Below are 25400 nucleotides of genomic sequence, written 5' to 3' on the forward strand. Positions count from 1 at the left end.
CCGCCCTCGCCTCGCCCTCGTCATTCCTGCGGATATACGATCCGCCACGCCGCGAGTTCTCTCGAGGTGCCGGCGTGTCGGATCGTATATCCGCAGGAGCGCACCCCGGTCTGAGCCTGACCCGCAGCGCCGACTTCTCCTCCACACGGTGATGCCCGAACGGCTCGGGCACCGAAATCGCACGTGGTCGCCCGCGGCGTTCGGCGTGCCCGCATGCTCTTCCGATGGCGAGGACTTCATCGGCAGCCGTGCACGCCGTCTGCACCCGACTCGGAGGGCTGGCCAGCGCTCGCGAGATCGTGGCGCACGGCATCGCTCGCGCGGCGATCGCGCGAGCGGTTCGCTCGGGCGTCATCGAACGCGCTCGGCGGGGTGTCTACGTCGCAAGTGACGCGCCCGAGGAACTCCGGTCCGCGGTCGCCCACGGCGGTGTGCTCGGCTGCGTCTCCGTGGCGCGAGAGGCAGGACTCTGGGTGCTCCCGATCGATGATCACGTGCATGTCGCCCTCCCGCCACATGGGCACGCCTTTCCTCACGTCCGCTGCACCTGCGTGAGCCATTGGGGCGTAGCGGATGTCGCGGCAGGCCGTGTCGGCCTCGTCGACGCACTCGCACAGTTGTTGTCGTGCATCGGCGAGGACGCATTCTTCGCCGCCCTCGAATCGGCGCTCCGGCTGCGGCGCCTGTCGCCCGTCGACCTCGTCCGACTGAGGTCGCGGATCGCCGAGTCCAGATCATGGCTCATCGACCTGGCGTGTGCGGAGTCGGAGAGCGGACTCGAATCGCTGATGAAGGTGCGGATGCATCGACTGGGGGTCACGCTCGCCGCGCAGGTCGATATCGTCGGCGTCGGTCGCGTCGATTTCGTGGTGGGAGACCGTCTGATCCTGGAGGTCGACGGTCGGCCAGGACACGAAGGCGCGGACAGCCGGCACAAGGACCGCGTGCGAGATGCGGTGGCGGCTGCTCACGGATTCGACACGCTTCGATTCGACTACGCGCTCGTCGTGCACGACTGGGCCACGGTCGAGGCGGCGATCCTCGAGAAGTTCCGTCGCGGGCTGCACCTCGACGGTTGGGCCGAAGGCGTCCGCGCCGGCGCAGCGGCGGTCTGAGGCTCCCGTCGCCGCGCCTGTTGTCGGGATGTGTTGGGCGGCGCCCCTTCTCGCCTGCCTGCGTGCAGAACTGCGGATATACGATCCGACACTCCGTCGAATCGGCTGCAGAGACGGCGCGCCGGATCGTATATCCGCAGGAATGACGGGGGAGGAGGGGTGACGAGCGAGGAGGCAGGCCAGGTCGAGGCAGCAGCCGGGGGCGGACGTCACCGGCGCACGCCGCGCGGGGCCGACCCGATACGCTGGAGAGCGTGACCTCAGAGAACCCCTTCGGACAAGTGCTCGTCGCGCTCGTCACGCCGATGACGGCGGACGGCGAAGTCGATTGGCCCGGGGTCGAGAAGCACATCGACGATGTCATCTCGGCTGGCGCCGACGGCATCGTCGTCACGGGCACCACGGGTGAGACGTCGACGCTCACCGACCCCGAGAAGATCCGTCTGGTCGAGGTCGGCAAGGATGTCGCCGCGGGCCGCGCCAAGATCATCACGGGTGGCGGGTCGAACGAGACCGCGCACGCGATCGAGCTCTACAAGCACTCCGAGCGCGTCGGCGCCGACGGCATCATGATCGTCACGCCGTACTACAACAAGCCCACGCAGGCCGGCATCCTGACGCACTTCCGGCTCGTGGCCGACGCAACCGACCTGCCGGTCATCCTCTACGACATCCCCGGCCGCACCGGCGTACCCATCAAGTACGAGACGATCCTGCGGCTCGCCAAGCACCCGAACATCCTCGCCGTGAAAGACGCCAAGGGCGACTTCTCCGAGGTCAGCCGGGTGCTGAACCAGACCGACCTCATGTACTTCTCGGGCGACGACGCCAACGTGCTGCCGCACCTCGCGATCGGTGCGACGGGGCTCATCGGCGTCACCGCGAACATCGCGCCGGCGCCGTACCGCACGATCGTCGACGCCGTGAACCGCGGCGACCTCGCCACGGCCACGGCCGCCCACCAGCAGCTCGAGCCGCTCGTGCGCGCCACCATGACCCACGTGCCCGGCACGGTCGCGGCGAAGTACATCCTGCACGGCCTCGGCCGCATCTCGAGCCCCCGAGTGCGCCTGCCCCTCGTCGGCCCCGAAGAGTGGGAGGCCGCCCTCATCGAAGACGAGATCGACCACGTGCAGGGCATCCCCGGCGTCGACTTCCACAACTTCCGGCCCGACCGCAACGCCGCCGCCGGCGGCGCACTGCCGAAGGTCGCGGGAACCACCCGCTGAACCAGCGGATGCCGCGGCGCGCACCTGCCCGCCCCGACATCCGCTCCGAGACATCCGCCGGTCACAGGGCCGGCACCGAACTGAACACCGCAACAGAAGGAGGGCACATGCCCGACGTCGTCATCGATCCCGCCCCGCTCGAGGCCGGAACGCTCCGCATCATCCCCATCGGCGGCCTGGGGGAGGTCGGCCGCAACATGACCAGCTACGAGATCGACGGCAAGATCCTCATCGTCGACTGCGGCGTGCTCTTCCCCGAGGAGCACCAGCCGGGCGTCGACCTGATCCTGCCCGACTTCGGCTTCCTGAAGTCGCGCATCGACGACATCGTCGGCGTCGTGCTCACGCACGGCCACGAGGACCACATCGGTGCCGTGCCGTATCTCCTGAAGCTCCGCGGCGACATCCCGCTGATCGGCTCGCAACTGACGCTCGCGCTCATCGAGGCGAAGCTCAAGGAGCACCGCATCAAGCCGTACACCCTCACGGTGAAGGAGGGCGGGCACGAGCAGATCGGCCCGTTCCGCCTCGAGTTCATCGCCGTCAACCACTCGATCCCCGACGCGCTCGCCGTGGCGATCAAGACCGACGCGGGCACCGTGCTCGCGACCGGCGACTTCAAGATGGACCAGTTGCCGCTCGACGGCCGCCTGACCGACCTGCGCGAGTTCGCGCGGCTCGGCGAAGAGGGCGTCGACGTCTTCATGGTCGACTCCACGAACGCGGATGTCCCGGGCTTCACGCCCCTCGAGCGCTCGATCGGCCCCGTGCTCGACGAGGTCATCAACCGTGCGCCCCGCCGGGTCATCGTCGCGAGCTTCTCGAGCCACGTGCACCGCGTGCAGCAGGTGCTCGACGCCGCGTGGGCGAACCACCGGCGCGTCGCGCTCCTCGGCCGCAGCATGGTGCGCAACATGACGATCGCCGCCGACCTCGGCTACCTGAAGGTGCCCGAGGGCGTGCTGATCGACTACAAGAAGGCCGGCAACATCCCCGACGACGAGATCGTCTACATGTCGACCGGTTCTCAGGGCGAGCCGATGGCCGTGCTCTCGCGCATGGCCAACCGCGACCACCAGATCGAGATCGGCGAGGGCGACACGGTGATCCTCGCGTCGAGCCTGATCCCGGGCAACGAGAACGCGGTCTACCGCGTCATCGACGGCCTCACGAAGCTCGGCGCGAACGTCGTGCACAAGGCGAACGCGAAGGTGCACGTCTCGGGCCACGCGGCCGCCGGCGAGCTGCTCTACTGCTACAACATCCTGAAGCCGAAGAACGTGCTGCCGATCCACGGCGAGTACCGGCACCTCTTCGCGAACGCGAAGCTCGCGCAAGACACCGGCATCCCCGAGAAGAACACCTTCATCGGCGAGAACGGCACGGTCTACGACCTGCGCGGCGGCGAGCTCAGCGTGGTCGGCCAGCTCGACCTCGGGTTCGTCTACGTCGACGGTTCGACCGTCGGTGAGATCACCGACGCCGACCTGAAGGACCGCCGCATCCTCGCGGAGGAGGGCTTCATCTCGGTCATCGTCGTGGTCGACGCCTCGACGGGCCGCGTCATCACCGGGCCCGAGATCCACGCGCGCGGCTTCGCCGAAGACGACTCGGTCTTCGACGACGTCAAGCCGAAGATCATCGACGCCCTCGCCGAGGCCGCTCGCAACGGCGTGCGCGACTCGCACGCGCTGTCGCAGATCGTGCGCCGCGTGCTCGGCGGCTGGGTCAACCGTCGCCTGCGTCGTCGCCCGATGCTCGTGCCGCTCGTCATCGAGGCGTAGCAGCGGGGTGCACGTCCCGGAACGGCCCGTCTTCGGACGGGCCGTTCCGCGTTTCGGTGCGGCAACCGTCGCGGGTATCGGGGATGACCCGGAATCCTCCCTGAGGAGGATTCCGCTGTCGTCGTCGAATCCCTAGGGTGGGGGAGATGCCCGGCGGCCCCTACGCCCGGGCGACCCGACGAAGGAGTGCCGTGGGCGTCTGGCGCAAGTGGATCTTCCCGACCGTTCGCATCGTGCTGGTGGCGGTGATCGCGATCGCATTGGCGAAGCTCGCGTTCTTCCCCGATCGCGCCGAGGCCGAGACCGAGACGCTCACGCCCACGGGCAGCGTGGCCGAGCCGCAGGTCGTGGTGGCGCGTGGTTCGATCGCGAACGACGTCGTGCTCACGGGCACGGTCAACGCGGATGCCGCGGCTCCCGTCAAGGCCACGGCCACGGGCACGGTCGACGAGGTGTTCGTCGCTGCGGGGCAGAAGGTCACCGCCGGGCAGAAGATCTACGACATCAAGGTGCCTGACGAGCCGGAACCGGTCGAGGCCGCACCCGGGCCCGACGGTGCGCCGGTGATGACCACCCCCGAGCCGACCTTCCACTTCGAGAAGGTGCTCGCGCCGTCGGCCGGAGTGCTGTCGTCGCTCGACGTCATCGCGGGCCAGCCCGTCGCGACGGGCGACGTCACGGGGCAGGTCGCCCCGCCGACCTTCAACGTCACCGCGACGCTCAGCCCCGAGCAGCAGTACCGGCTGACGAGTGCCCCGACCGAGGCGGTCGTGACGATCGCGGGCGGCCCCGCGCCGTTCACGTGCGGCGGGCTCGTGATCTCCACGCCCCTGTCGGGCAGCGGTGCCGGGGCGGGCGGCGCCGGCGCGGCCGGCGGTGCCGGCGGCACGGGCGAAGCGACATCCGGTGGCACCACGGTGCGCTGCTCGGTGCCGGGTGACGTGCGCGTGTTCCCGGGGCTCTCCGCGCAGGCGAAGATCTCGGCCGGCAGCGCCGACGACGTGCTCGTCGTGCCGGTCACGGCGGTCGAGGGCGGTGCGGAGACGGGCGTCGTCTGGCTGGTGACGCCCGAGGGCGAGCGGGTCGAGCAGCCCGTGAAGCTCGGCCTCAGCGACGGCACGCAGGTCGAGGTCGTCGAGGGCGTCGCCGAGGGCGACCAAGTGCTCGAGTTCGTTCCCGGCGCCCCTGGCGGCACCGGCGAGGAGAGCTGCGTGCAGGCCCCCGACGGCATGATGATGTGCGGAACGCTCACCAAATGACCCTCGTCGAAGCACGCGGCGTCGGCCGCACCGTCGAGCTGCCCGACGGGCGGCCGCTCACGATCCTGTCGGGCGTCGACCTCACCGTCTCCGAGGGCGACCGGGTCTCGATCGTGGGCCGTTCGGGTTCGGGCAAGTCGACGCTGCTGAACCTCCTCGGCCTGCTCGACGCGCCGACCGAAGGCGAGCTCGCCTTCCTGGGCCACGATGTGCGCCGCATCGGCAGCGGTGCCCGCGACCGGCTGCGCGGCAGCGAGGTCGGCTTCGTCTTCCAGCAGTTCAACCTGCTGCCGGGGCGAACCGCGCTCGAGAACGTGCAGACGCCGCTCCTCTACTCGGGCGGCCGCGAGTTCTGGCGGCGTGAGCGCATCGCCCGCGACATGCTCGAACGCGTCGGGCTCGGCGAGCGGCTCACGACGAAGCCCGAGCGGCTGTCGGGCGGCGAGCAGCAGCGGGTGGCGATCGCCCGTGCGCTCGTGCGCAAGCCGCGGCTCATCCTCGCCGACGAGCCGACCGGCGCCCTCGATCTCGAGACCGGCGCCGAGGTCATGTCGCTCATCGAATCCGTCGCGGCCGAGACCGGTGCCGCGCTCGTGACGATCACGCACGACCCCACGATCGCAGCGCGATCGAACCGCCACTTCCTGCTGCGAGGCGGCAGGCTCGAATCGGCGGATGCCTCGGGCACGGCCCCGGACGTCGGGGCCGAAGCCGAGGCCGTGGACGACGCCGAGGCTGAAGCCGTCGACGATGCCTCCGCCGCGACCGGGATCGGGGCCGTCGCATGATGGGCTGGCTGACCCGAACGGCGACGGGCGTCGTGAGCACGATCGTCGAAGCCCTCGAAGAACTGCGCATCCACCGCGGACGCGTGCTGCTCTCGCTCATCGGGGTCGCGGTCGCCGTGTGCGCGCTGACGACGGTCGTCGGAGCGGGAGCGATCGCCGAACAGGCGGGTCGGGAGATGCAGGAACGCGGCGGCGGGCGCCCGGCCACCGTGCAGCTGAACCCGATGTCCCAGAACGGCTCGATCGATCCCGAGACCGCCGACGCCGCGTGGCGCGCCGCCCTCGAGCGGCACGGCATCGAGTACGCGAGTCGCGTCGGGTACGGCGGCCTGACCGTGCAGTTCGCCGATGGGGCCGTGCCCGTCTCGATGCAGGTCGTCGACCCCGACTACGGCCTCATGCACCGTGTTCGGCTGAGTGAGGGCTCCTGGTTCGTCGACCGGGATGCCGACCGCCTGGCGCCGGCGCTCATCGTGAACGAGGCGTTCTGGAAGCGGCTCGGGAGCCCGGCGCTCGACACGCACCCGACCGTGCAGCTCCTCGGCCGCGGTGCCGCCACGGGAGTCGTCACCGGAGTCACGCCGGCCCAGGGGGAGTGGGACACCGAGCCGACCGCGTTCATCCTCTCCGAGGGCTTCCTGCCGTTGCAGCCCGCGACACCGGATCCCATGATGGGCGCGTACGCCCCGGCGTACGAGATGTGGATTCCCGACGGCTCGGCCGACGAACTCACCGAGTCGATGAAGCAGGCGTTCCAGTCCGAGCTCGGCGATGGGGCCACGGTCGACGGATGGCGCAGCGACTACGGCGCGATGGGGGGCGACCCGTTCCTCCCGCTCAAGCTGATGGTCATCGGCGTCGCGGTCGTCATCCTGCTGCTCGGCGCCCTCGGGCTCCTGACGATCGCGCTCGTGACCGTGCGCGGACGCATCCGAGAGATCGGCATCCGCAGGTCGTTCGGGGCCACAGCGGGGCGCGTGTTCTTCTCGGTGCTGATGGAGACCGTCGTCGGCACCTTCGTCGCGGGTGTCGTCGGAGTGGGTGCGGCGATCGCGATCGTGCGCAGTCCGCTCATGGGCATGGCGCTCGGCGGGGCCGACGTGCAGGACATGCCGGGGTTCCCGATCGAGGCGGCGCTGATCGGCATCGGAGCAGCGGTCGCGGTCGGCGCGCTCGCCGGACTCCTGCCTGCGCTGGGCGCGGTGCGGGTGAAGGTGATCGACGCGATCCGGTTCTGAGGCGACGCGGGGTGCGGCGCGAAACACCGCCGTAACACCCCGCGCGTAGCATCCGGCCATGGCGGCATTCACGGTGCGTCCGGCCATCCCCGACGACGGATCATTCCTCGCCGACATGGTGGTCGAGGCGGCGAACTGGCGGTCGGGAGGCACCCGGCCGCGACCGACGGTGCTCGCCGACCCGGCATCGCGCGTGTACGTCGCCGGTTGGCAGCGCCCGGCCGATCGCGGCGTCGTCGCCGTCGACGGCGACGGCCGACCCGTCGGAGCCGCCTGGTACCGGCTCTTCGCCGCCGATGCGGCCGCGCACGGCTTCGTCGCGGTCGGTGTGCCCGAGCTCATCATCGGCGTCCGACCGCTCTGGCGTGCGCAGGGGGTCGGCCGAGTGCTCATGCAGTCGCTCGCCGAGACCGCGCGCGCGGCGGGCTTCGCGCGACTGGCGCTCAGCGTCGAGCACGGCAACTTCGCCGAGTCGCTGTATCGCTCCGAGGGGTTCGTGGTGGTCGGCACCGGCTCCGGACGCGACACGATGGTGCGTTCGCTCGGCTGATGGCGCAGGATTCCCGGTGATCGCATCGGTGACGGAGGCGCGGCGGATCCCGAACACTCGCACCCGGCTGTCGCCCGGTGTGGGCGCGCGGCCGTAGCCTAGGCACATGGCTACGAGCACCAGGTCGAATGGGCGTGCCTCGGGCGCGTCCTCGCGTGCTTCGAGTGCCCGCACCGCGCCCACGAAGAAGCTGCCGGCGGCGAGCACCCGCGGCACGGCCGCCAAGAAGCCGCCCGCGGCACCCGAGGGGCCGAACATCCTCGTCCGCGCGTGGATGGGACTCGCACACCTCACCGGCGGCGCCGCGCGCGCGCTCGGACCCGAGACGCTCTCCAAGGAGGAGCGTCGCGACGGCCTGCCGTTCTTCATCGTCGTGCTCGCGATCATCGGCGCGGTGATCGAGTGGTTCCTCATCAACGAGCCCGTCGCCCAGACCCTCGACTCGTGGACCTTCGGCGGCCTCTTCGGCCGAGTGGCCTTCGCCCTGCCCGTCGTCATGCTGCTCTTCGCGGTCTGGCTGTTCCGGCACCCGAGCTCCGTGCACGACAACACGCGCATCGGCATCGGGCTGGGCCTCCTGCTCCTGACCGTCTCCGCCCTCTGCGACATCTTCGGCGGCCAGCCCGAACCACGTGAGGGCATGGCGGTGCTCGCCCGTGCCGGCGGCATCCTCGGCTGGCTGGTGGCCGCGCCGCTCATCGCGCTCATCACCGAGGCCGGCGCCGCCGTGGTCGTCATCGTGCTGCTCGTGCTGTCGCTGCTCATCATCACCAAGACCCCGCCGAACCGCATCCCGGCGCGCTTCCGCGAGCTCTACGAGTGGCTCTTCGGGGCGACGCACGACGAACCCGTGACCGAGGTCGGCCCGAAGCCGACGAAGCGCGAACGCAAGAAGTCGGTGCAGACCGAACTCGACGGCATCGACGCCCTCGGCGACGGCGACGACGAGGAGCCGAAGGGCGGCATGCTGCCCTGGTGGCGCCGCAACGACTCCAACCGTGAAGAGGACCCCGCGTTCGAGGCCACCGGCGTCGAAGGCCTCACCGAGGTGTTCGGCGCTGGCTCCGCCGCGGGCAGCTTCGAGACCCCGCTCGAGGGCGTCGGCCAGAACAGCTACAACACCGAGGTGCTCGGCGACCTCGAACGCGCCGAGTCGGCGCTGCAGCAGTTCACGGGCGACGTGCCGCGCGGCGGCACCGGGCTCCGCGGCGACGATGCCGGGGCGACCAACGTGCTCGCGGCCTTCGATGTCGCCGGCGACGCGGCCGGCCTGCCGGGCGCCGGCGCACCCGAATCGTCGGAGTTCGATGCGGAGGCGGCATCCGAGCCCGATCGCCCCTACAGCCTCCCCGCGGCGTCGACGCTCGCGGCCGGCGCTCCCGCGAAGAAGCGCTCGCAGGCCAACGACGACGTCGTGCGCCAGATCACCGGCGTGCTCGAGCAGTTCGGCGTCGATGCGAAGGTCACGGGCTTCTCGCGCGGCCCGACCGTGACGCAGTACGAGATCGAGCTCGGCCCGGGCGTCAAGGTCGAACGCGTCACCGCGCTGTCGAAGAACCTCGCCTACGCCGTCGCCTCGAACGAGGTGCGCATCCTCTCGCCGATCCCGGGCAAGAGCGCCATCGGCATCGAGATCCCCAACGCCGACCGCGAGATCGTGACCCTCGGCGACGTGCTGCGCTCCGGCAACGCCGCGAACGCGACGCACTCCATGACGATCGGCGTCGGCAAGGACGTCGGCGGCGGCTACGTCGTCGCGAACCTCGCCAAGATGCCGCACCTCCTGGTGGCCGGCTCCACGGGCTCCGGCAAGTCGAGCTTCGTGAACTCGATGATCACCTCGCTCCTGATGCGGGCGAAGCCCTCCGACGTGCGCATGGTGCTCATCGACCCGAAGCGCGTCGAGCTGGCTCCGTACGCGGGCGTGCCGCACCTCATCACTCCCATCATCACGAACCCGAAGAAGGCCGCCGAGGCGCTCTCGTGGGTCGTGAAGGAGATGGACATGCGGTACGACGATCTCGCGTCGTTCGGCTTCCGTCACATCGACGACTTCAACAAGGCCGTCGTCAACGGCGAGATCGTGCTGCCCGCCGGCTCCGAGCGCAAGCTCAAGCCGTACCCGTACCTGCTCGTCGTCGTCGACGAGCTCGCCGACCTCATGATGGTCGCCCCGCGCGACGTCGAGGACTCGATCGTGCGCATCACGCAGCTCGCCCGCGCCTCCGGCATCCACCTCGTGCTCGCGACGCAGCGACCGTCGGTCGACGTCGTCACTGGCCTCATCAAGGCCAACGTGCCGTCGCGTCTCGCGTTCGCGGTCACGAGCGTCACCGACTCGCGCGTCATCCTCGACCAGCCGGGTGCCGACAAGCTCATCGGGCAGGGCGACGCGCTCTTCCTGCCGATGGGGGCATCGAAGCCGCTCCGCGTGCAGGGCGCCTGGGTGAGCGAAGACGAGATCGAGCGGGTCGTCAAGCACGTCACCCGGCAGGCCCGTCCCGAGTACCGGCAGGATGTCGCGGCATCCGTCGAACGCAAGGAGATCGATTCCGACATCGGCGACGACCTCGAGCTGCTGCTCGCCGCGGCCGAGCTCGTGGTGTCGACGCAGTTCGGTTCGACGTCGATGCTGCAGCGCAAGCTCCGTGTGGGCTTCGCGAAGGCCGGCCGCCTCATGGATCTGCTCGAGTCCCGCGAGATCGTCGGCCCCTCGGAGGGGTCGAAGGCGCGCGACGTGCTCGTCACGGCCGAGCAGCTGCCCGGTGTGCTCGCCCGACTCCGCGGCGAGGAGCCGGCGGCGGCTCCGGCGGCCCGGCCTGCTGCGGCCGCCGCGCCTGCCCCGGCGCAGACTGGCCCGCTCGGCGGCGGCATCGCACCCACCGAGGCCTACGACGCACCCGACGCGCGCTACGAAGACCCGGTCGCCCGCATGAGCGAGGGCCTACCCGAGGTCGAGGGCGACACCGACGAAGACGCGTGGGGCCTCACCGGCCGCGACTGAGTCTCGCTCGTGCCGGAGTGCACGTCGGCCTCTCCGCGCGACCGCCCGGCCGGTAGTCTGGCGGTATGACCTCTTCCGCCGGCACCCCCGCGCGATCGGCGAACTGGAACCTTCCGAACGCGATCACCGTCGTCCGCATCCTCATGGCTCCGCTGGTCTTCTGGCTGCTCCTCGCCGACGCGGGAGCCGACGGCCCGATGCGTTGGTGGGGCGCCGTGATCTTCATCGTCGCGATCTCGACCGACTGGGTCGACGGGTGGCTCGCTCGCTCCCGCGGTCTGGTCACCGACCTCGGCAAGATCCTCGACCCGATCGCCGACAAACTCCTCACGAGCGGCGCCCTGATCTGCCTCTCGATCCTCGGCGAGTTGTGGTGGTGGGTCACGATCGTCATCGTGGTGCGCGAGGTGGGCATCACCGTGTGGCGCCTCGTCGAGCTGCGCCGCGGTAACGTGGTGCCCGCGTCATCCGGCGGCAAGCTCAAGACCCTCGCGCAGTCGGTCGCGATCTCACTCGCGCTCGTGCCGCTGTGGACGATCGTCGGCGACTGGATCTACTGGCTCAATTGGGCGACGATGGCGGTCGCCCTCGTGCTCACCCTCTGGTCGGGCCTGCTCTACGTGCGCGACGCCGTGCGCCTCGCGCGCGCACCCCGCGACGCGAGCTGAGACGAGCAAGCGGATGCCTCGTGCCACCGGAGACCTGGCAGCCCGACTCATCGCCGAGCTGACCGAGCGCGGCCTGCGGGTCGCCGTCGCCGAGTCCTTGACCGGCGGGCTCGTGGTCGCCGAGCTCACGAGCGTGCCCGGGGCGTCGGTCGTGGTCAGCGGCGGCGTCGTCGCCTACGACACCGCGGTGAAGCGGTCGGTGCTGGGCGTCGACGCCGAGCTGCTCGAAGCCGAGGGCGCCGTGCACCCCGAGGTCGCCCGGCAGATGGCCGATCGCGTGCGCGCGGCGCTCGCGATCGACGGGCGAGCGGCCGAGCTCGGCATCGCGACGACGGGCGTCGCCGGTCCCGCCGATCAGGACGGCAGGCCGCCGGGCACCGTCTTCGTCGGCATCGCGTTCGACGGTGAGGTCGAGGCGATCGAGCTCGCGCTGCGCGGGAGCCGTGCCGAGATCCGTGCCGCGACCGTGCAGGGGGCGATCGATGCGGCGCTCGCTCGTCTCGAGGAATCTTCTCCGCGACGCGCGGAATAGTCTTCGTGAACACCCTGTTACATGTGGCAGGTTCACACGAAAGCCCCAGTGTGCAACGCTAGATTGGTACAACGGAGAGTCGGCTAGACTGACGCTCCCGTTTCCGGCTCCGGGGGAGCCGCAGGCAGAGAGAAGGAGGTTCCCGATGGTCCTGGTTCGACAGGAGATCGGCGATGTGCTGAGGGACTTCCGTCTGCAGAAGGGTCGTACCCTTCGTCAGGTCGCGTCCAAGGCCAGCGTCGCGCTCGGCTACCTGAGCGAGGTGGAGCGAGGCCAGAAAGAGGCGTCCTCCGAGATCCTCGCCTCCGTCGCCGATGCGCTCGACACGCCCATCTCGGTGATCATGCACGAGGTCGGCGACCGCATCGCGGTGCTCGAAGGCCTCTCGGTGGTGCCAGACAGCCTGCCCGACGAGCTCGTGGCAGAGTTCGACGCCGACCTGATGGTCCGCTGACCACTCCCAATACGCAACGCAGATCGGCCGGTCGTCAGACCGGCCGATCGTCTTTCCAGAGGTGATCCGGTGAAGCAGAGCGAGTTCCAAGCCGCGGTCGCTGAGGAGTTCGGCGTCGGCTTCGGCGGCGCGATCGTCGGCGACCTCGTGCTCACCGCACTCGGCGGCCGCACCGCCCGCGAGGCGCTCGCCGCCGGGGTGCGCCCGCGCGAGGTCTGGCTCGCCCTCTGCGAGGCGACGGATGTCCCGGAGGAGCGCCGGCACGGCGCCGGGCGCCCGGTTCCCGGGGAGACCCGCTCGCCGCGGCATCCGTAGTCGACCGTCGTTCGCCGTGCGATCGATGCTCGCACCCGCGTCCGAAGACGTGTTCGACACGCGGGCGCTTCTTCGAACATGCGTTCGGCAGCTGGGGTAGGCTCCTCAACAGCAGGAGCTCCAGTGCAGCTGTCCACATCCCCGTCGAGATCGGCGTCGGATGTCGGTGGCCGACCATACGGTCGATGCATCGGAACACACCGCAACCGCCTTGTCGCACGACGCCACGGGTCACGGCCCGCAACGTGGAACGACAGCCTAGAGGCAGCAGCAATCGAGCATCGAAGGAGCCCTACCCATGGCATCACCAGCAGACCGCGAGAAGTCACTCGAGACCGCCCTCGCGCAGATCGACCGCCAGTTCGGCAAGGGCTCGGTCATGCGCCTCGGCAGCGAAGACCGCGCACCCGTCGAGGTCATCCCCACGGGCTCGATCGCGCTCGACGTCGCGCTCGGCATCGGCGGGCTCCCGCGCGGCCGCATCATCGAGATCTACGGCCCCGAGTCGTCGGGTAAGACGACGCTGACCCTCCACGCCATCGCCAACGCGCAGCGCAACGGCGGCATCGCCGCGTTCATCGACGCCGAGCACGCGCTCGACCCCGAGTACGCGAAGAAGCTCGGCGTCGACATCGACGCGCTGCTCGTCTCCCAGCCCGACACGGGTGAGCAGGCGCTCGAGATCGCCGACATGCTCGTGCGGTCCGGCTCCATCGACCTCATCGTCATCGACTCGGTCGCGGCGCTCGTGCCCCGCGCCGAGATCGAGGGTGAGATGGGCGATTCGCACGTGGGCCTGCAGGCCCGCCTCATGTCGCAGGCGCTCCGCAAGCTCACCGGTGGTCTCAGCCAGACGAACACCACGATGATCTTCATCAACCAGCTGCGCGAGAAGATCGGCGTGTTCTTCGGCAGCCCCGAGACCACCGCCGGCGGCAAGGCGCTGAAGTTCTACGCCTCGGTGCGTCTCGACATCCGTCGCATCGAGACCCTGAAAGACGGCACCGACGCAGTGGGCAACCGCACGCGCGTCAAGGTCGTCAAGAACAAGATGGCGCCGCCCTTCAAGCAGGCCGAGTTCGACATCCTCTACGGCGTCGGCATCTCGCGCGAGGGCAGCCTCATCGACTACGGCGTCGACCAGGCCATCGTCAAGAAGTCGGGTGCGTGGTACACGTACGACGGCGACCAGCTGGGTCAGGGCAAAGAGAACGCCCGCAACTTCCTGCTGCAGAACCCCGACATCGCCGCCGACATCGAGCAGAAGATCCTCGTCAAGCTGAACATCGGCCAGCCGGCCGGTGCGGCTGCAGCTGCTCCGGCGAACGTCGAGCCCATCGCACCGAAGCTCGGGCGCAAGGGCGCCTGAGCGAGAACCACGACACGACCGGGGTGAGTCAGACATGAACGACGCATCATCAGAACGACTCGCCCCGGTCACGTACCTGCCGTGGGCGAAGGCCGAGCCGACGCCGCCGGTTGCGGCATCACGGAGCCGTCCGCCCGCTGAACCTGAGGCACCGCCCGTTGCGGCACCACGGAATCGCCCGAAGGCCGACGGACGTCCTGGTCGCCTGCGTTCGATCTCGCGCAACGAGACCTGGGCCGAGTCCGAGGCGGAGTCGGAGTCACGAGAGCCGTCTGAGCCCGAAGAGTCCGGGGCGGAGCGCGACGAGCGCATCGACCGGCTCGTCATCTCTCGGCTGCGCCGCTCGGCGCTCTCGGTCTCCGAGGTGCGCGCGGTGCTCGTCGAGCACGGGCTCGACGACATCGAGGTCGAAGAGTGGATCGAGCGCTACGAACGGCTCGGCTACCTCGACGACGCGAAGCTCGCCGAGCAGGTCGTGCACAGTCACGGCGTGCGCCGCGGTCGGGGCAGCGGCGCGATCATGCAAGAGCTCGGGCGCCGCGGCGTCGACAACGCGCTCGCACGAGCGGCGGTCGAAGACCTCGACCCCGAGACCGAGCTCGAGAACGCGCGCACCGTCGCCGAGCGACGGGCACGTCAGCTGCGCGGCCTCGACCGGCAGACCGCCGAGCGCCGGTTGTCGGCGTTCCTCCAGCGGCGAGGCTACCCGGGCGACGTCGTGCGCGAGGCGGTGACGGCGGCACTCGCGGCCGAAGGCTCGTAAACTGGTGCGATCATGAGCACCATTCACGACGTCTCCATTGATGGGGTGCCCGGCGATTCGCTCGCCGGACCGGCAACGACGCCGCGCACCTACGAGGTCCGCACCTTCGGCTGCCAGATGAACGTGCACGACTCCGAGCGACTCTCGGGCTCGCTCGAAGCCGCCGGCTACGTGCCCGCCGACGGTGCCGAGCCCGACGTCGTGGTCATCAACACGTGCGCCGTTCGCGAGAACGCCGACAACAAGCTCTACGGCAACCTCGGCCACCTCGCGTCGGTCAAGCGTCGCCACGAGGGCATGCAGATCGCCGTGGGCGGATGCCTCGCCCAGAAGGACAAGAACGTCATCCTCGAGAAGGCGCCCTGGGTCGACGTCGTGTTCGGCACCCACAACATGGGCGCCCTGCCGAGCCTGCTCGAGCGCGCGCGCCACAACGACGAGGCGCAGCTCGAGATCCTCGACTCGCTCGAGGTGTTCCCGTCGACGCTGCCCACGAAGCGCGATTCCAGCTACAGCGGCTGGGTGTCGATCTCGGTCGGCTGCAACAACACCTGCACCTTCTGCATCGTGCCGGCGCTTCGCGGCAAGGAGAAGGACCGCCGGCCCGGCGACATCCTCGCCGAGATGCAGGCGCTCGTCGACGACGGCGTGATGGAGATCACGCTGCTCGGCCAGAACGTGAACTCCTACGGCGTCGAGTTCGGCGACCGCCAGGCGTTCGGCAAGCTGCTCCGCGCGGCGGGCCAGATCGAGGGCCTCGAACGCATCCGCTTCACGAGCCCGCACCCCGCCGCCTTCACCGACGACGTCATCGACGCGATGGCCGAGACGCCGAACGTCATGCCGCAGCTGCACATGCCCCTGCAGTCCGGTTCCGACCGGGTGCTGAAGGCGATGCGCCGCTCCTACCGCTCCGAGAAGTTCCTCGGCATCCTCGACCGGGTGCGCGCGCGCATCCCGAACGCGGCGATCTCGACCGACATCATCGTGGGCTTCCCGGGCGAGACCGAAGCGGACTTCCAAGAGACGCTCCGCGTGGTCGAGGCGGCGCGGTTCGCCTCGGCATTCACGTTCCAGTACTCCATCCGTCCCGGCACGCCTGCGGCGACGATGGAGGACCAGGTGCCGAAAGAGGTCGTGCAGGAGCGCTACGAACGACTCCTCGCCCTGCAGGACCGCATCGCGTGGGAGGAGAACCAGCGACTCATCGGTCACCCCGTCGAGGTGCTCGTCGCGACCGGCGAGGGCAAGAAGGACGCCGAGACGCACCGTCTGAGCGGTCGCGCCGAAGACAGCCGCCTCGTGCACTTCGAGGTCCCAGCCGGCTCCGAGCTGCCGCGCCCGGGCGACGTCGTCTCCGTGACCATCACGCAGGCCGCGCCGTTCCACCTGATCGCGGACTCGCTCGACGACGCACCGCTGCGCATTCGCCGCACCCGCGCCGGCGACGCGTGGGATCGGGCACAGGCCGAGAGCTGCGGCGTCCCGGCCGCCCCCGGCGCATCCGCCGCCGGCCGCGTGTCGCTCGGCCTGCCGACGCTTCGGGCGCGCGGCACCGAACCGCTCATCTCGCCCGGCGTCGGCACGATGCCGATCTACGACCCCACCGACGGCCAACGCTGACGTGACGCTCATCGCGATCGTCGGCGCGACCGGCACGGGCAAGTCCGCATTCGCGCTCGACCTCGCCGAGGCGTACGGCAGGGTCGGCCGCGCCGCCGAGGTGGTGAACGCCGACGCCATGCAGCTCTACCGGGGCATGGACATCGGCACTGCCAAGCTCCCGCCGGCCGAGCGGCGCGGGGTGCCGCATCACCTGCTCGACGTGCTCGACGTCGTCGACGAGGCATCCGTCGCCGAGTACCAGACGGCGGCGCGCGCCGCGGTCGACGAGATCCTCGCGCGCGACTCGGTCGCGCTGCTCGTCGGCGGCTCCGGCCTGTACGTGTCGTCGGTCATCCACGACTTCCGCTTTCCGGGCACGGATGCCGCGGTGCGCGCCCGTCTCGAGGCGGAGCTCGCCGCGCAGGGCCCCGGCATGCTGCACGCGCGCCTCCGCGAGATCGACCCGGTGACGGCGGGGAGCGTCGACGCGCAGAACGGGCGCCGTCTCGTGCGCGCACTCGAGGTGATCGAGGTGACCGGGGAGCCGAAGGCTGCGCGATTGCCCGACGAACCCGTGCCGTGGCGCCCGCACGGCATCGTGCACCTTCGCAGCGACCGGGCGACGCTCGTCGCGCGCCTCGACGAGCGGGTCGAGGGCATGTGGCGGGACGGGCTCGTCGACGAGGTGCAGGGGCTCATCCCGGCTGGTATCGAGCAGGGTGTGACCGCGCGCAGGGCCATCGGCTACGCGCAGGCGCTCGGCGAGATCACGGGCCGGCTCTCGCGGGCCGACGCGATCGCCGAGACGCAGCAGCTCACCCGCACCTACGCCCGCCGCCAGGTGAGCTGGTTCAAGCGCTACCGCGATGCGGTCACGATCGACGCCGACGACGTCGTGGCGCTCGGCACCGAACTCTCGCGGATCGCAGCCACGGACTGATCGGCCGGCATTCGATCTGCGGCTCGCCGAGGGAGTCCGGATCCCAGCCATAGACTGATCGGATGGCATTCGATCTGCGGTTCACCAAGGGCCAGGGCACGGGCAACGACTTCGTGCTCTTCAGTGATCCCGAGGGGGAGTCGGAACTCACGCCGACTCAGATCGCCGCGGTCTGCGACCGCCGGTTCGGCGTGGGCGCCGACGGGGTCATCCGCGCCGTGCGATCGGCGAACCTCGATGCGGGCGCCGCATCGCTCGCAGAGGACCCGCAGGCCGTGTGGTTCATGGACTACTGGAACGCCGACGGCACGGTCTCCGAGATGTGCGGCAACGGCATCCGCGTCTTCACGAGCTACCTGATCGACCAGGGGCTCGCCGACCTCGGCGCGAACGAGTCGATCGCCATCGGCACCCGTGCCGGTGTTCGCACCGTGCGACGCACGGTGGCGGGGTTCGAGGCCGACCTCGGTCTCTGGCGTCTGGCCGGCGGCGAGCCGCTCGTGCGCGGCAAGAGCCTGCCGGTCGCCCGTCCCGGCCTCGGCATCGACGTCGGCAACCCGCACATCGTCGTCGCCCTGGCCGACGACGATGAGCTCGACGGACTCGACCTCGCCTACCAGCCGATCATCGAGCCCGAACCCGAGGCGGGCGCCAACATCGAGTTCGTCGTGCCGGCCGAGCCGCTCGTCGAAGAGGGAGTCGGGCGCATCCGCATGCGGGTGCACGAGCGAGGCTCCGGCGAGACGCTCTCCTGCGGCACCGGAGCGGTGGCCTCGGCCCTCGCCGTTCGGTACTGGGCCGGCGAAGCTGCTCCCGACCGCTGGCGCGTGCAGGTGCCCGGCGGCGTGCTGGGCGTGCGCATGGTGCAGGCCGCCGACGGCGAGCACGTGGCGCTCTCGGGGCCGGCCGAACTCGTCTTCGACGGCGTGCTCAGCCTCGCCTGACACCCCTGTTCTCTGAGCTCGTCGAAGGGTGGCCTCGCTCCAACAGGCTCAGCAGGCGAGAACAGGCTCAGCAGGCGAGCCCGCCGTCAGCGATCGGATGCCGCGGCGCTCACCTCGAGCACCCGGAACCCCTTGTCCTGCGCCGCGCGGTCGATGTCGAGGCCGAGGTCGTCGGCGATCCAACGCTGCAGCGACTCGGCGCCGAGATGCTTCGCGACGACGAGCCATGCGCTCGCGTCGTCTTCAAGGCGGGGGAGCCAGTGCTCGAGCATGGCGTGCAGTTCGGCCTTGCCCACCCGGATCGGCGGGTTCGACCAGATGCCGGCGAACCGCACGTCGGCGGGAACATCGCCCGGCAGCAGCGCGTTGACATTGGTGATGCCGAGGCGTGCGCAGTTGCGGCGCACGAGGTCGAGGGCGCGTTCGTTCACGTCGACGGCCCACACCGTGGCATCCGGTGCCCGAAGCGCCAGTGAGATCGCGATCGGTCCCCAGCCGCAGCCGAGGTCGAGCAGGTCACCGCTCGCCGGCGGCGCCGGGGCGCGGTCGAGGAGGATCCGGGTGCCGGTGTCGAGGTGCTCGGGGCTGAAGACGCCGCCCGAGGTCGAGAGCGACAGTTCGCGCCCGGCGAGGGTCACGGTGATGGTGCGGAGAGTGGCCTCGCCGCCCGGACGAGAGGAGAAGTAATGCTCGGAGGCCATACAGGGGAACCTATCGCAGCGATGGGAACTAGGGTTAACGCGATGAATGACGCCGAACAGAACTCCGCAGACGACGCCGTCGAGCGGGTGCTCAAGGGTGCAGAGACCAAGGCCGGGGTGACCCGCTTCGGATCCGATTCCGCCGAGGCGCTCATGTCGCCCGATTCGGTCGACCTGTTCGGCTCCGATACCGACGGCGAGCAGTACGACCGCGAGGCACGGGCCGGTCTCCGCCGGGTCGGCGGACTCTCCACCGAACTCGAAGACGTCACCGAGGTCGAGTACCGGCAGCTCCGGCTCGAGAACGTCGTGCTCATCGGCGTGTACTCGCAGGGTTCGCAGGACGAGGCCGAGAACTCCATGCGCGAGCTCGCCGCCCTCGCCGAGACGGCGGGCGCCCGCGTGCTCGACGGCGTGCTGCAGCGACGTCCGCACCCCGACCCCAGCACCTACCTCGGCCGCGGCAAGGTCGACGAGTTGCGGCACATCGTCGCCTCGCTCGGCGCCGACACGGTCGTCGCCGACACCGAGCTCGCGCCGAGCCAGCGGCGTGCCCTCGAAGACGCGATCAAGGTCAAGGTCATCGACCGCACCGCCGTCATCCTCGACATCTTCAGCCAGCACGCGAAGAGCCGTGAGGGCAAGGCGCAGGTCGAACTCGCGCAGCTCGAATACCTCCTCCCGCGCCTGCGCGGCTGGGGCGAGTCGATGTCGCGACAGGCCGGTGGCCAGGTCGGCGGCGCCGGGGCCGGCATGGGCTCCCGCGGTCCCGGTGAGACCAAGATCGAGCTCGATCGCCGGCGCATCCACTCCCGCATGGCGAAGCTCCGCAAGCAGATCGCGGGCATGAAGCCGGCCCGTGAGGCCAAGCGCGCCAACCGCAAGCGCAACGCGGTGCCCTCGGTCGCGATCGCGGGGTACACGAACGCCGGCAAGTCGAGCATCCTGAACCGCATCACCGGTGCCGGGGTGCTCGTCGAGAACGCCCTGTTCGCCACCCTCGACGCGACCGTGCGTCGCAACACCACGGCCGATGGCCGCGTTTACACGATCGCCGACACGGTGGGCTTCGTGCGCAACCTCCCGCACCAGCTCGTCGAGGCGTTCCGTTCGACGCTCGAGGAGGTCGGCGACTCCGACCTCATCGTGCACGTCGTCGACGCGGCGCACCCCGACCCCGCCGGGCAGATCGCCACGGTGCGCGATGTCATCGGCGAAGTCGGCGCACGCGACATCCCCGAGCTCATCGTCTTCAACAAGGCCGACCTCGTGACCCCCGAAGACCGGCTCGTGCTGCGCGGACTCGAGCCCGGCGCGATCTTCGCATCGGCGCGCACCGGCGAGGGCATCCCCGAGGTGCTCGAGGCCATCGCCCGCATGATGCCCGACCCCGCCGTCGAGATCGACCTGCTCGTGCCGTACGACCGGGGCGACGTCGTCTCGACGCTGCACGAGACCGGTCGAGTGCTCTCGATCGAGTACCTCGAAGACGGCACGCGCGTGCGTGCGCTCGCCTCGCCGGAGCTCGCGGGCCAGCTCGAGGAGTTCGCCGCGGCCTCCGCGGAGGCCTGAGCCGCGGCATCCGCCCTGCAGGAGCACCGGTACGCGCCGACCGCACGCGCGGTCCATGACCGGCGCTTCGGCGACCCGTGATCCGGTGATGGATGCCTCGGCCGCAACGGGCTGCCTACCGCTCCGCGTCACCCTGCGTCACAGTCGTGCGGTGCGTCACGCCGGCGCGTATCGTCGCATCTGATCGATCAGTGACCGGCCCACGCCGACCACTTGGAGCGACCGCCGAGCCCGGCACCCGCCCGCGACATCCACCCGCCGTTCCGGCCGGGGGAACGCGGCCTGCCGTGTTCTTCCCGTTGCCGCTCGCCACGCAGGAGCACCATGGCATCGACCGCAACCGACGCATCGGGCGCCGACTGTCGCCCCCGACTGCCGCTCTCCTTCGAGCTCTTCCCACCGCGCACCGACGCGGCGGCACTCGCCCTCGGTCGCACGATCGACCGGCTCGCCGAGGTCGACCCCGCCTTCATCTCGGTGACGTTCGGCGCGGGAGGCAGCTCGCGAGCCCGCTCGCTGACGGTGCTCCGCTACATGCTGGAGCACACGCACGTCGAGCCGATGGCGCACCTCACGTGCGTGGGCTCCTCCCATGCCGAGGCCAACCGGCTCGTGCGCGAGTTCCTCGACGCAGGCATCACGAGCTTCCTCGCGCTGCGCGGCGACCCGCCGGCGAACGCCGACCCCGACGCGGGCATCGGCGACCTGGGCAGCGCCGCCGAACTCGTGCAGCTCATCCACCGCGTGCAGGAGGAGCGGGAGCCGTTCGGCCAGGTCGGCGTGCCCGGCAACCCGGGTGCGTCGCGCATCAAGGCGCGGCCGCGTCCCGAGCGGGTCGCGGTCGCGACGTTCCCGACCGGGCACCCGCGGTCGCGAAACCTCGGGCACGACGTCGACACGCTGCTCGCGAAGGAGATCGCCGGAGCGAACCTCGCGATCACGCAGCTCTTCTGGCGCGCCGACGACTACCTCGGCTTCGTCGAGCGCGCCCGCGCCGGCGGGGTCATGATCCCGATCCTGCCCGGCATCATGCCCGTCACGAACCCGGCACGGCTGGGGCGGCTGACCGAGCTGACGGGCGTCGAACCGCCGGCCGAGCTCGCCATCGAGCTCGAGATCGAACCGGATGCCGCGGCGCAGGCCGAGCTCGGCATCGCCTTCGCCACCCGCCTCGCCGCCGAGGTGATCGCGGGCGGCGCCCCGGGCCTGCATCTCTACACCTTCAACCGCCATGAAGCCGTGCTCGACGTCGTCGACCGGCTCGGGCTGCGAACCGACCGGTTCGCCGACGAGAGGAACACCGCACGATGACCACCCCTGCACCCGTCTTCCCGAACGCGACGATCCTGGGCTACCCGCGCATCGGTCGCCGGCGCGAGCTCAAGCGGGCCGTCGAGGCGTTCTGGGCCGGATCCATCACGGCCGAAGAACTCGAACGCCAGGCCGCAGCACTGCGCACCGCGACCCGTGACCGCCTCGCGTCGCTCGGCCTCGCGCGCAGCGGCTCCGCGATCCCCGAGACGTTCTCGTTCTACGACCAGGTGCTCGACGCCGCCGTCACCGTCGGCGCGGTGCCCGAGCGCTTCGCGGGGCTCGCCGACGACCAGGGCCGGCTCGACCTCACCGCCTACTTCACGATCGCCCGAGGTGTCGGCGACGACGCTCCGCTCGAGATGACGAAGTGGTTCGACTCGAACTACCACTACCTCGTGCCCGAGATCGGCCCCGACACCGTGTTCTCGCTGCACGCCGAGCGCATCCTCGCCGAGTTCGCCGAGGCGAAGGCGGCCGGGTTCACGACTCGGCCCGTGATCGTCGGTCCCGTGACCTTCCTGCTGCTCGCGAAGGCGGCCGACGGCGCCCCGGCCGGCTTCGCGCCGATCGACCGGCTCGCCGATCTCGTGCCGGTCTACGCGGCGCTGCTCGAGCAGCTCGCCGCCGCCGGTGCGGAGTGGGTGCAGCTCGACGAGCCCGCGCTCGTGAGCGAGAGCATCGACGTCGCCCGTGCGCGCGTCATCGAGTCGGTCGGCATCGCCTACGACGCACTCGGTGCGCTCGAGGCCCGACCGGCGATCTTGGTCGCCGCTCCGTACGGCTCGCTCGACGACGCCCTGCCTGCGCTCGCTGCGACTCCCGTCGAGGCGATCGGCCTCGACCTCGTGCGCGGCACGCTGCCCGACGCACTCGACCCCGTGACCGCCGAGTCGCTCGCCGCGAAGACCCTCGTCGCCGGCGTCATCGACGGCCACAACATCTGGCGCGGCGACCTCACCGCAGCCTTCGACCGGGTCACGGCCGTGCAGTACCTCTCGCCGGCCGTCTCCGTGTCGACCTCCACGTCGCTCCTGCACGTGCCGCACGACGTCGCCGACGAAGACGAGCTCGACGCCCGCCTCGTCTCGTGGCTCGCGTTCGCCGACCAGAAGGTCGGCCAGGTGGCCGTGCTCGGCCGCGGGCTCGCCGAGGGGCGCGGCGCGATCGAGGGCGAGCTCGCCGCGGCATCCGCTGCCCTCGCCGACCGCGACACCGCGCCGGGCGTTCGCGTGTCCTCGGTGCGCGACCGTCTCGCCGGGCTCGCCGAGGCGGACTTCGCCCGCGTGAGCTACGACGAGCGGGTCGCTGCGCAGGATTCGCTGGGGCTGCCCGAGCTGCCGACGACCACGATCGGATCGTTCCCGCAGACGGCCGAGATCCGTCGCGCCCGCGCCCGTCTCGTGAAGGGCGAGCTGAGCGCTGACGACTACGCGGCGCTCATGCGCGCCGAGATCGAGCGCGTCGTGCGGCTCCAGGAGGAGCTGGGGCTCGACGTGCTCGTGCACGGTGAGCCCGAGCGCAACGACATGGTGCAGTACTTCGCCGAACTGCTCGACGGCTTCGCGGTCACGAAGCACGGCTGGGTGCAGTCCTACGGCTCGCGCTGCACGCGACCCTCGATCCTCTGGGGAGACGTCTCGCGGCCCGCGCCGATGACGGTCGAGTGGTCGAGCTACGCGCAGTCGCTCACCGAGCTGCCGATGAAGGGCATGCTCACCGGCCCCGTCACGATCCTCGCGTGGTCGTTCGTGCGCGACGACCAGCCGCTCGGCGACACCGCGCGACAGGTGGCGCTCGCGCTCCGCGACGAGATCACCGACCTCGAGACGGCGGGCATCCGCATCATCCAGGTCGACGAGCCGGCCCTTCGCGAGCTGCTGCCGCTGAAGCTCGCCGATCAGCCCGCGTACCTCGACTGGTCGGTCGGCTCGTTCCGCCTCGCGACGGGCGGCGCCGAGCCGGGCACGCAGGTGCACACGCACCTCTGCTACTCGGAGTTCGGCGTCGTCATCGACGCGATCAAGAACCTCGACGCCGACGTCACCTCGATCGAGGCGGCCCGCAGCCGCATGGAGGTCGTCGACGACCTCGAGACGAGCGGCTTCGACCACGGCATCGGCCCGGGCGTCTACGACATCCACTCGCCGCGCGTGCCGGGTGTCGCCGAGGTGCAGGCGCTGCTCGAGCGAGCGGCGGGCGCGATTCCCGCGACGCGGCTCTGGGTCAACCCCGACTGCGGTCTGAAGACCCGCGGCTACGACGAGACCGTCGAGTCGCTGCGGCACATCGTCGAGGCGACCGCGGCGGTGCGGGCGGAGCGCGCCGCCCCGGTGCTCGCCGGGTAGCAGTGGTCGAGCGGATGTCGCGGCTCGCGGCATCCGCTCGGCTCACGCCGGGGTGATGCACAGGCGAGGAACGTATGGTCGACGCATGCAACTCGCGGTCCACGAATCCGGCGGGGGTCCGCGCACCGCGATCCTCATCCACGGCATCATGTCGGACTCGCGCGCCTGGCATCGTGTCACCGCCGAGCTCGAGGCGCAGGGCTTCCGCGTGCTCGCGGTCGACCTCGCCGGCCACGGATGCAGCCCCCGCGCGGTGCGCTATTCGCCGGCGGCGTGGGCGAGCGACGTCGTGGAGACGCTCGAACCGCTCCTCGACGGTCCGCCCGACATCGTCATGGGGCACTCGCTCGGCGGACTCGTCGCGAGCATCGTGGCCGATCGACTCGCGCCCCGCGCGGCGATCTACATCGACCCGGCCTTCTCCTTCCCCAAGGGCGTCAAGGGGTGGGCGTTCAAGGCCTTCTTCGCCGTCGCGCCGCGGCCCCGACGCTCGGTGCTCGTGCGCATGAACCCGAAGTGGAGCGCCGCCGACGTCGACATCGAGCTCGCGACGCTTCGCGACTGGGACAAGCGCACGATCCTCGGATTCACCGACACCCGGCCGCTCGTGCCGCCGGCACGGCTCGTGGCGCCGACGCTCGTCGTGCTGGCCGAGAAGAGCCTGCTGATCACGGCGAAGGTGGCCCGGCAGCTACGGCATCAGGGCATGACCGTCGAAACGGTGCAGGGCACGGGGCACACGGTGTTCCGCGACGATCACGCCGGCTTCATGGACGCCGTGCTCGGCTGGCTTCGCGAGTTGTCTCCGGTGACGGCGGAATCGGTGCCGGCCGGGGCGCGCGCCGCCGCGTAGCGTGAGGCATCCGCTCGCTGGCCGTGCATGCGCTGAGCGCGGTGGCCGCGGGCGTCGG

At 70.6% G+C, this 25400-nt stretch carries 22 protein-coding genes and 1 pseudogene; 22 read left to right on the top strand and 1 reads right to left on the bottom strand.

The features are described from left to right. Positions 1-224 precede the first annotated feature (224 nt). The 18 genes and pseudogenes from BJY17_RS18855 to dapF all read left to right on the top strand — a co-directional run. Positions 225-371: pseudogene (locus tag BJY17_RS18855) on the top strand (type IV toxin-antitoxin system AbiEi family antitoxin domain-containing protein); the annotation flags it as partial. A 180-nt stretch (positions 372-551) separates the two neighbouring features. Continuing rightward, positions 552-1115, top strand: a complete 564-nt coding sequence (locus BJY17_RS18860; RefSeq protein ID WP_322789896.1) for an endonuclease domain-containing protein — start codon at positions 552-554, stop codon at positions 1113-1115. A gap of 254 nt (positions 1116-1369) precedes the next feature. Further along, positions 1370-2344, top strand: a complete 975-nt coding sequence (dapA, locus tag BJY17_RS01485) for a 4-hydroxy-tetrahydrodipicolinate synthase (protein WP_322789714.1) — start codon at positions 1370-1372, stop codon at positions 2342-2344. 107 nt (positions 2345-2451) lie between these two features. Further along, entirely contained in the window at positions 2452-4128 is a 1677-nt protein-coding gene (locus BJY17_RS01490; RefSeq protein ID WP_074261122.1) for a ribonuclease J, read from the top strand. Positions 4129-4274: 146 nt separating this feature from the next. Continuing rightward, positions 4275-5387, top strand: a complete 1113-nt coding sequence (locus tag BJY17_RS01495; RefSeq protein ID WP_179549814.1) for an efflux RND transporter periplasmic adaptor subunit — start codon at positions 4275-4277, stop codon at positions 5385-5387. Next, entirely contained in the window at positions 5384-6175 is a 792-nt protein-coding gene (locus BJY17_RS01500; protein WP_179549815.1) for an ABC transporter ATP-binding protein, read from the top strand. The genes BJY17_RS01495 and BJY17_RS01500 overlap by 4 nt, the downstream gene beginning before the upstream one ends. Beyond that, positions 6172-7413 carry an ABC transporter permease gene (locus BJY17_RS01505; protein WP_179549816.1) on the top strand — a complete coding sequence of 414 codons (1242 nt, stop codon included), beginning with the start codon at positions 6172-6174 and terminating at the stop codon, positions 7411-7413. The genes BJY17_RS01500 and BJY17_RS01505 overlap by 4 nt, the downstream gene beginning before the upstream one ends. 58 nt (positions 7414-7471) lie before the next feature. Further along, a complete protein-coding gene (locus BJY17_RS01510; RefSeq protein ID WP_179549817.1) occupies positions 7472-7963 on the top strand; it encodes a GNAT family N-acetyltransferase in 492 nt (163 codons plus the stop codon). 106 nt (positions 7964-8069) lie between these two features. After that, positions 8070-10967, top strand: a complete 2898-nt coding sequence (locus BJY17_RS01515) for a DNA translocase FtsK 4TM domain-containing protein (RefSeq protein WP_179549818.1) — start codon at positions 8070-8072, stop codon at positions 10965-10967. A gap of 65 nt (positions 10968-11032) precedes the next feature. Continuing rightward, a complete protein-coding gene (pgsA, locus tag BJY17_RS01520) occupies positions 11033-11635 on the top strand; it encodes a CDP-diacylglycerol--glycerol-3-phosphate 3-phosphatidyltransferase (protein ID WP_179549819.1) in 603 nt (200 codons plus the stop codon). Between the two features lie 13 nt (positions 11636-11648). After that, positions 11649-12167 (top strand): CinA family protein, encoded by a 519-nt coding sequence (locus BJY17_RS01525; protein WP_179549820.1) that lies wholly within the window; start codon positions 11649-11651, stop codon positions 12165-12167. A 145-nt stretch (positions 12168-12312) separates the two neighbouring features. Continuing rightward, a complete protein-coding gene (locus BJY17_RS01530; protein WP_056013571.1) occupies positions 12313-12621 on the top strand; it encodes a helix-turn-helix domain-containing protein in 309 nt (102 codons plus the stop codon). Between the two features lie 69 nt (positions 12622-12690). Beyond that, positions 12691-12936 carry a DUF3046 domain-containing protein gene (locus BJY17_RS01535; RefSeq protein WP_179549821.1) on the top strand — a complete coding sequence of 82 codons (246 nt, stop codon included), beginning with the start codon at positions 12691-12693 and terminating at the stop codon, positions 12934-12936. A gap of 298 nt (positions 12937-13234) precedes the next feature. After that, a complete protein-coding gene (gene recA, locus BJY17_RS01540) occupies positions 13235-14305 on the top strand; it encodes a recombinase RecA (protein ID WP_179549822.1) in 1071 nt (356 codons plus the stop codon). A gap of 34 nt (positions 14306-14339) precedes the next feature. Then, positions 14340-15068: a regulatory protein RecX gene (locus BJY17_RS01545; RefSeq protein WP_179549823.1), complete on the top strand. Its 729-nt coding sequence runs from the start codon at positions 14340-14342 to the stop codon at positions 15066-15068. A gap of 12 nt (positions 15069-15080) precedes the next feature. Continuing rightward, complete coding sequence (gene miaB / locus BJY17_RS01550; protein ID WP_179549824.1) at positions 15081-16691, top strand: tRNA (N6-isopentenyl adenosine(37)-C2)-methylthiotransferase MiaB; 1611 nt, start codon at positions 15081-15083, stop codon at positions 16689-16691. A 1-nt stretch (position 16692) separates the two neighbouring features. Continuing rightward, entirely contained in the window at positions 16693-17613 is a 921-nt protein-coding gene (miaA, locus tag BJY17_RS01555) for a tRNA (adenosine(37)-N6)-dimethylallyltransferase MiaA (protein ID WP_179549825.1), read from the top strand. A gap of 62 nt (positions 17614-17675) precedes the next feature. Then, complete coding sequence (dapF, locus tag BJY17_RS01560; RefSeq protein WP_179549826.1) at positions 17676-18557, top strand: diaminopimelate epimerase; 882 nt, start codon at positions 17676-17678, stop codon at positions 18555-18557. A gap of 86 nt (positions 18558-18643) precedes the next feature. Here the strand turns inward: dapF and BJY17_RS01565 are convergent, their stop codons facing one another. Then, on the bottom strand, positions 18644-19258 hold the full coding sequence (locus BJY17_RS01565) for a class I SAM-dependent methyltransferase (RefSeq protein WP_179549827.1): 615 nt from the start codon (positions 19256-19258) through the stop codon (positions 18644-18646). 42 nt (positions 19259-19300) lie between these two features. On the opposite strand from BJY17_RS01565, the gene hflX reads away from it, so the two are divergent. The 4 genes from hflX (at position 19301) to BJY17_RS01585 (ending at position 25342) form a co-directional block, all read left to right on the top strand. After that, positions 19301-20830: a GTPase HflX gene (hflX, locus tag BJY17_RS01570; RefSeq protein ID WP_179549828.1), complete on the top strand. Its 1530-nt coding sequence runs from the start codon at positions 19301-19303 to the stop codon at positions 20828-20830. A gap of 324 nt (positions 20831-21154) precedes the next feature. Then, a complete protein-coding gene (locus BJY17_RS01575) occupies positions 21155-22141 on the top strand; it encodes a methylenetetrahydrofolate reductase (RefSeq protein WP_179549829.1) in 987 nt (328 codons plus the stop codon). Then, positions 22138-24489, top strand: a complete 2352-nt coding sequence (gene metE, locus BJY17_RS01580; protein WP_179549830.1) for a 5-methyltetrahydropteroyltriglutamate--homocysteine S-methyltransferase — start codon at positions 22138-22140, stop codon at positions 24487-24489. The genes BJY17_RS01575 and metE overlap by 4 nt, the downstream gene beginning before the upstream one ends. A gap of 85 nt (positions 24490-24574) precedes the next feature. Further along, the gene (locus BJY17_RS01585; protein WP_179549831.1) at positions 24575-25342 is read left to right on the top strand and encodes an alpha/beta fold hydrolase; all 768 of its coding nucleotides are present in this window, start codon (positions 24575-24577) and stop codon (positions 25340-25342) included. Positions 25343-25400: the final 58 nt, after the last annotated feature.

This window comes from Agromyces hippuratus (assembly GCF_013410355.1).
Taxonomy (GTDB): domain Bacteria; phylum Actinomycetota; class Actinomycetes; order Actinomycetales; family Microbacteriaceae; genus Agromyces; species Agromyces hippuratus.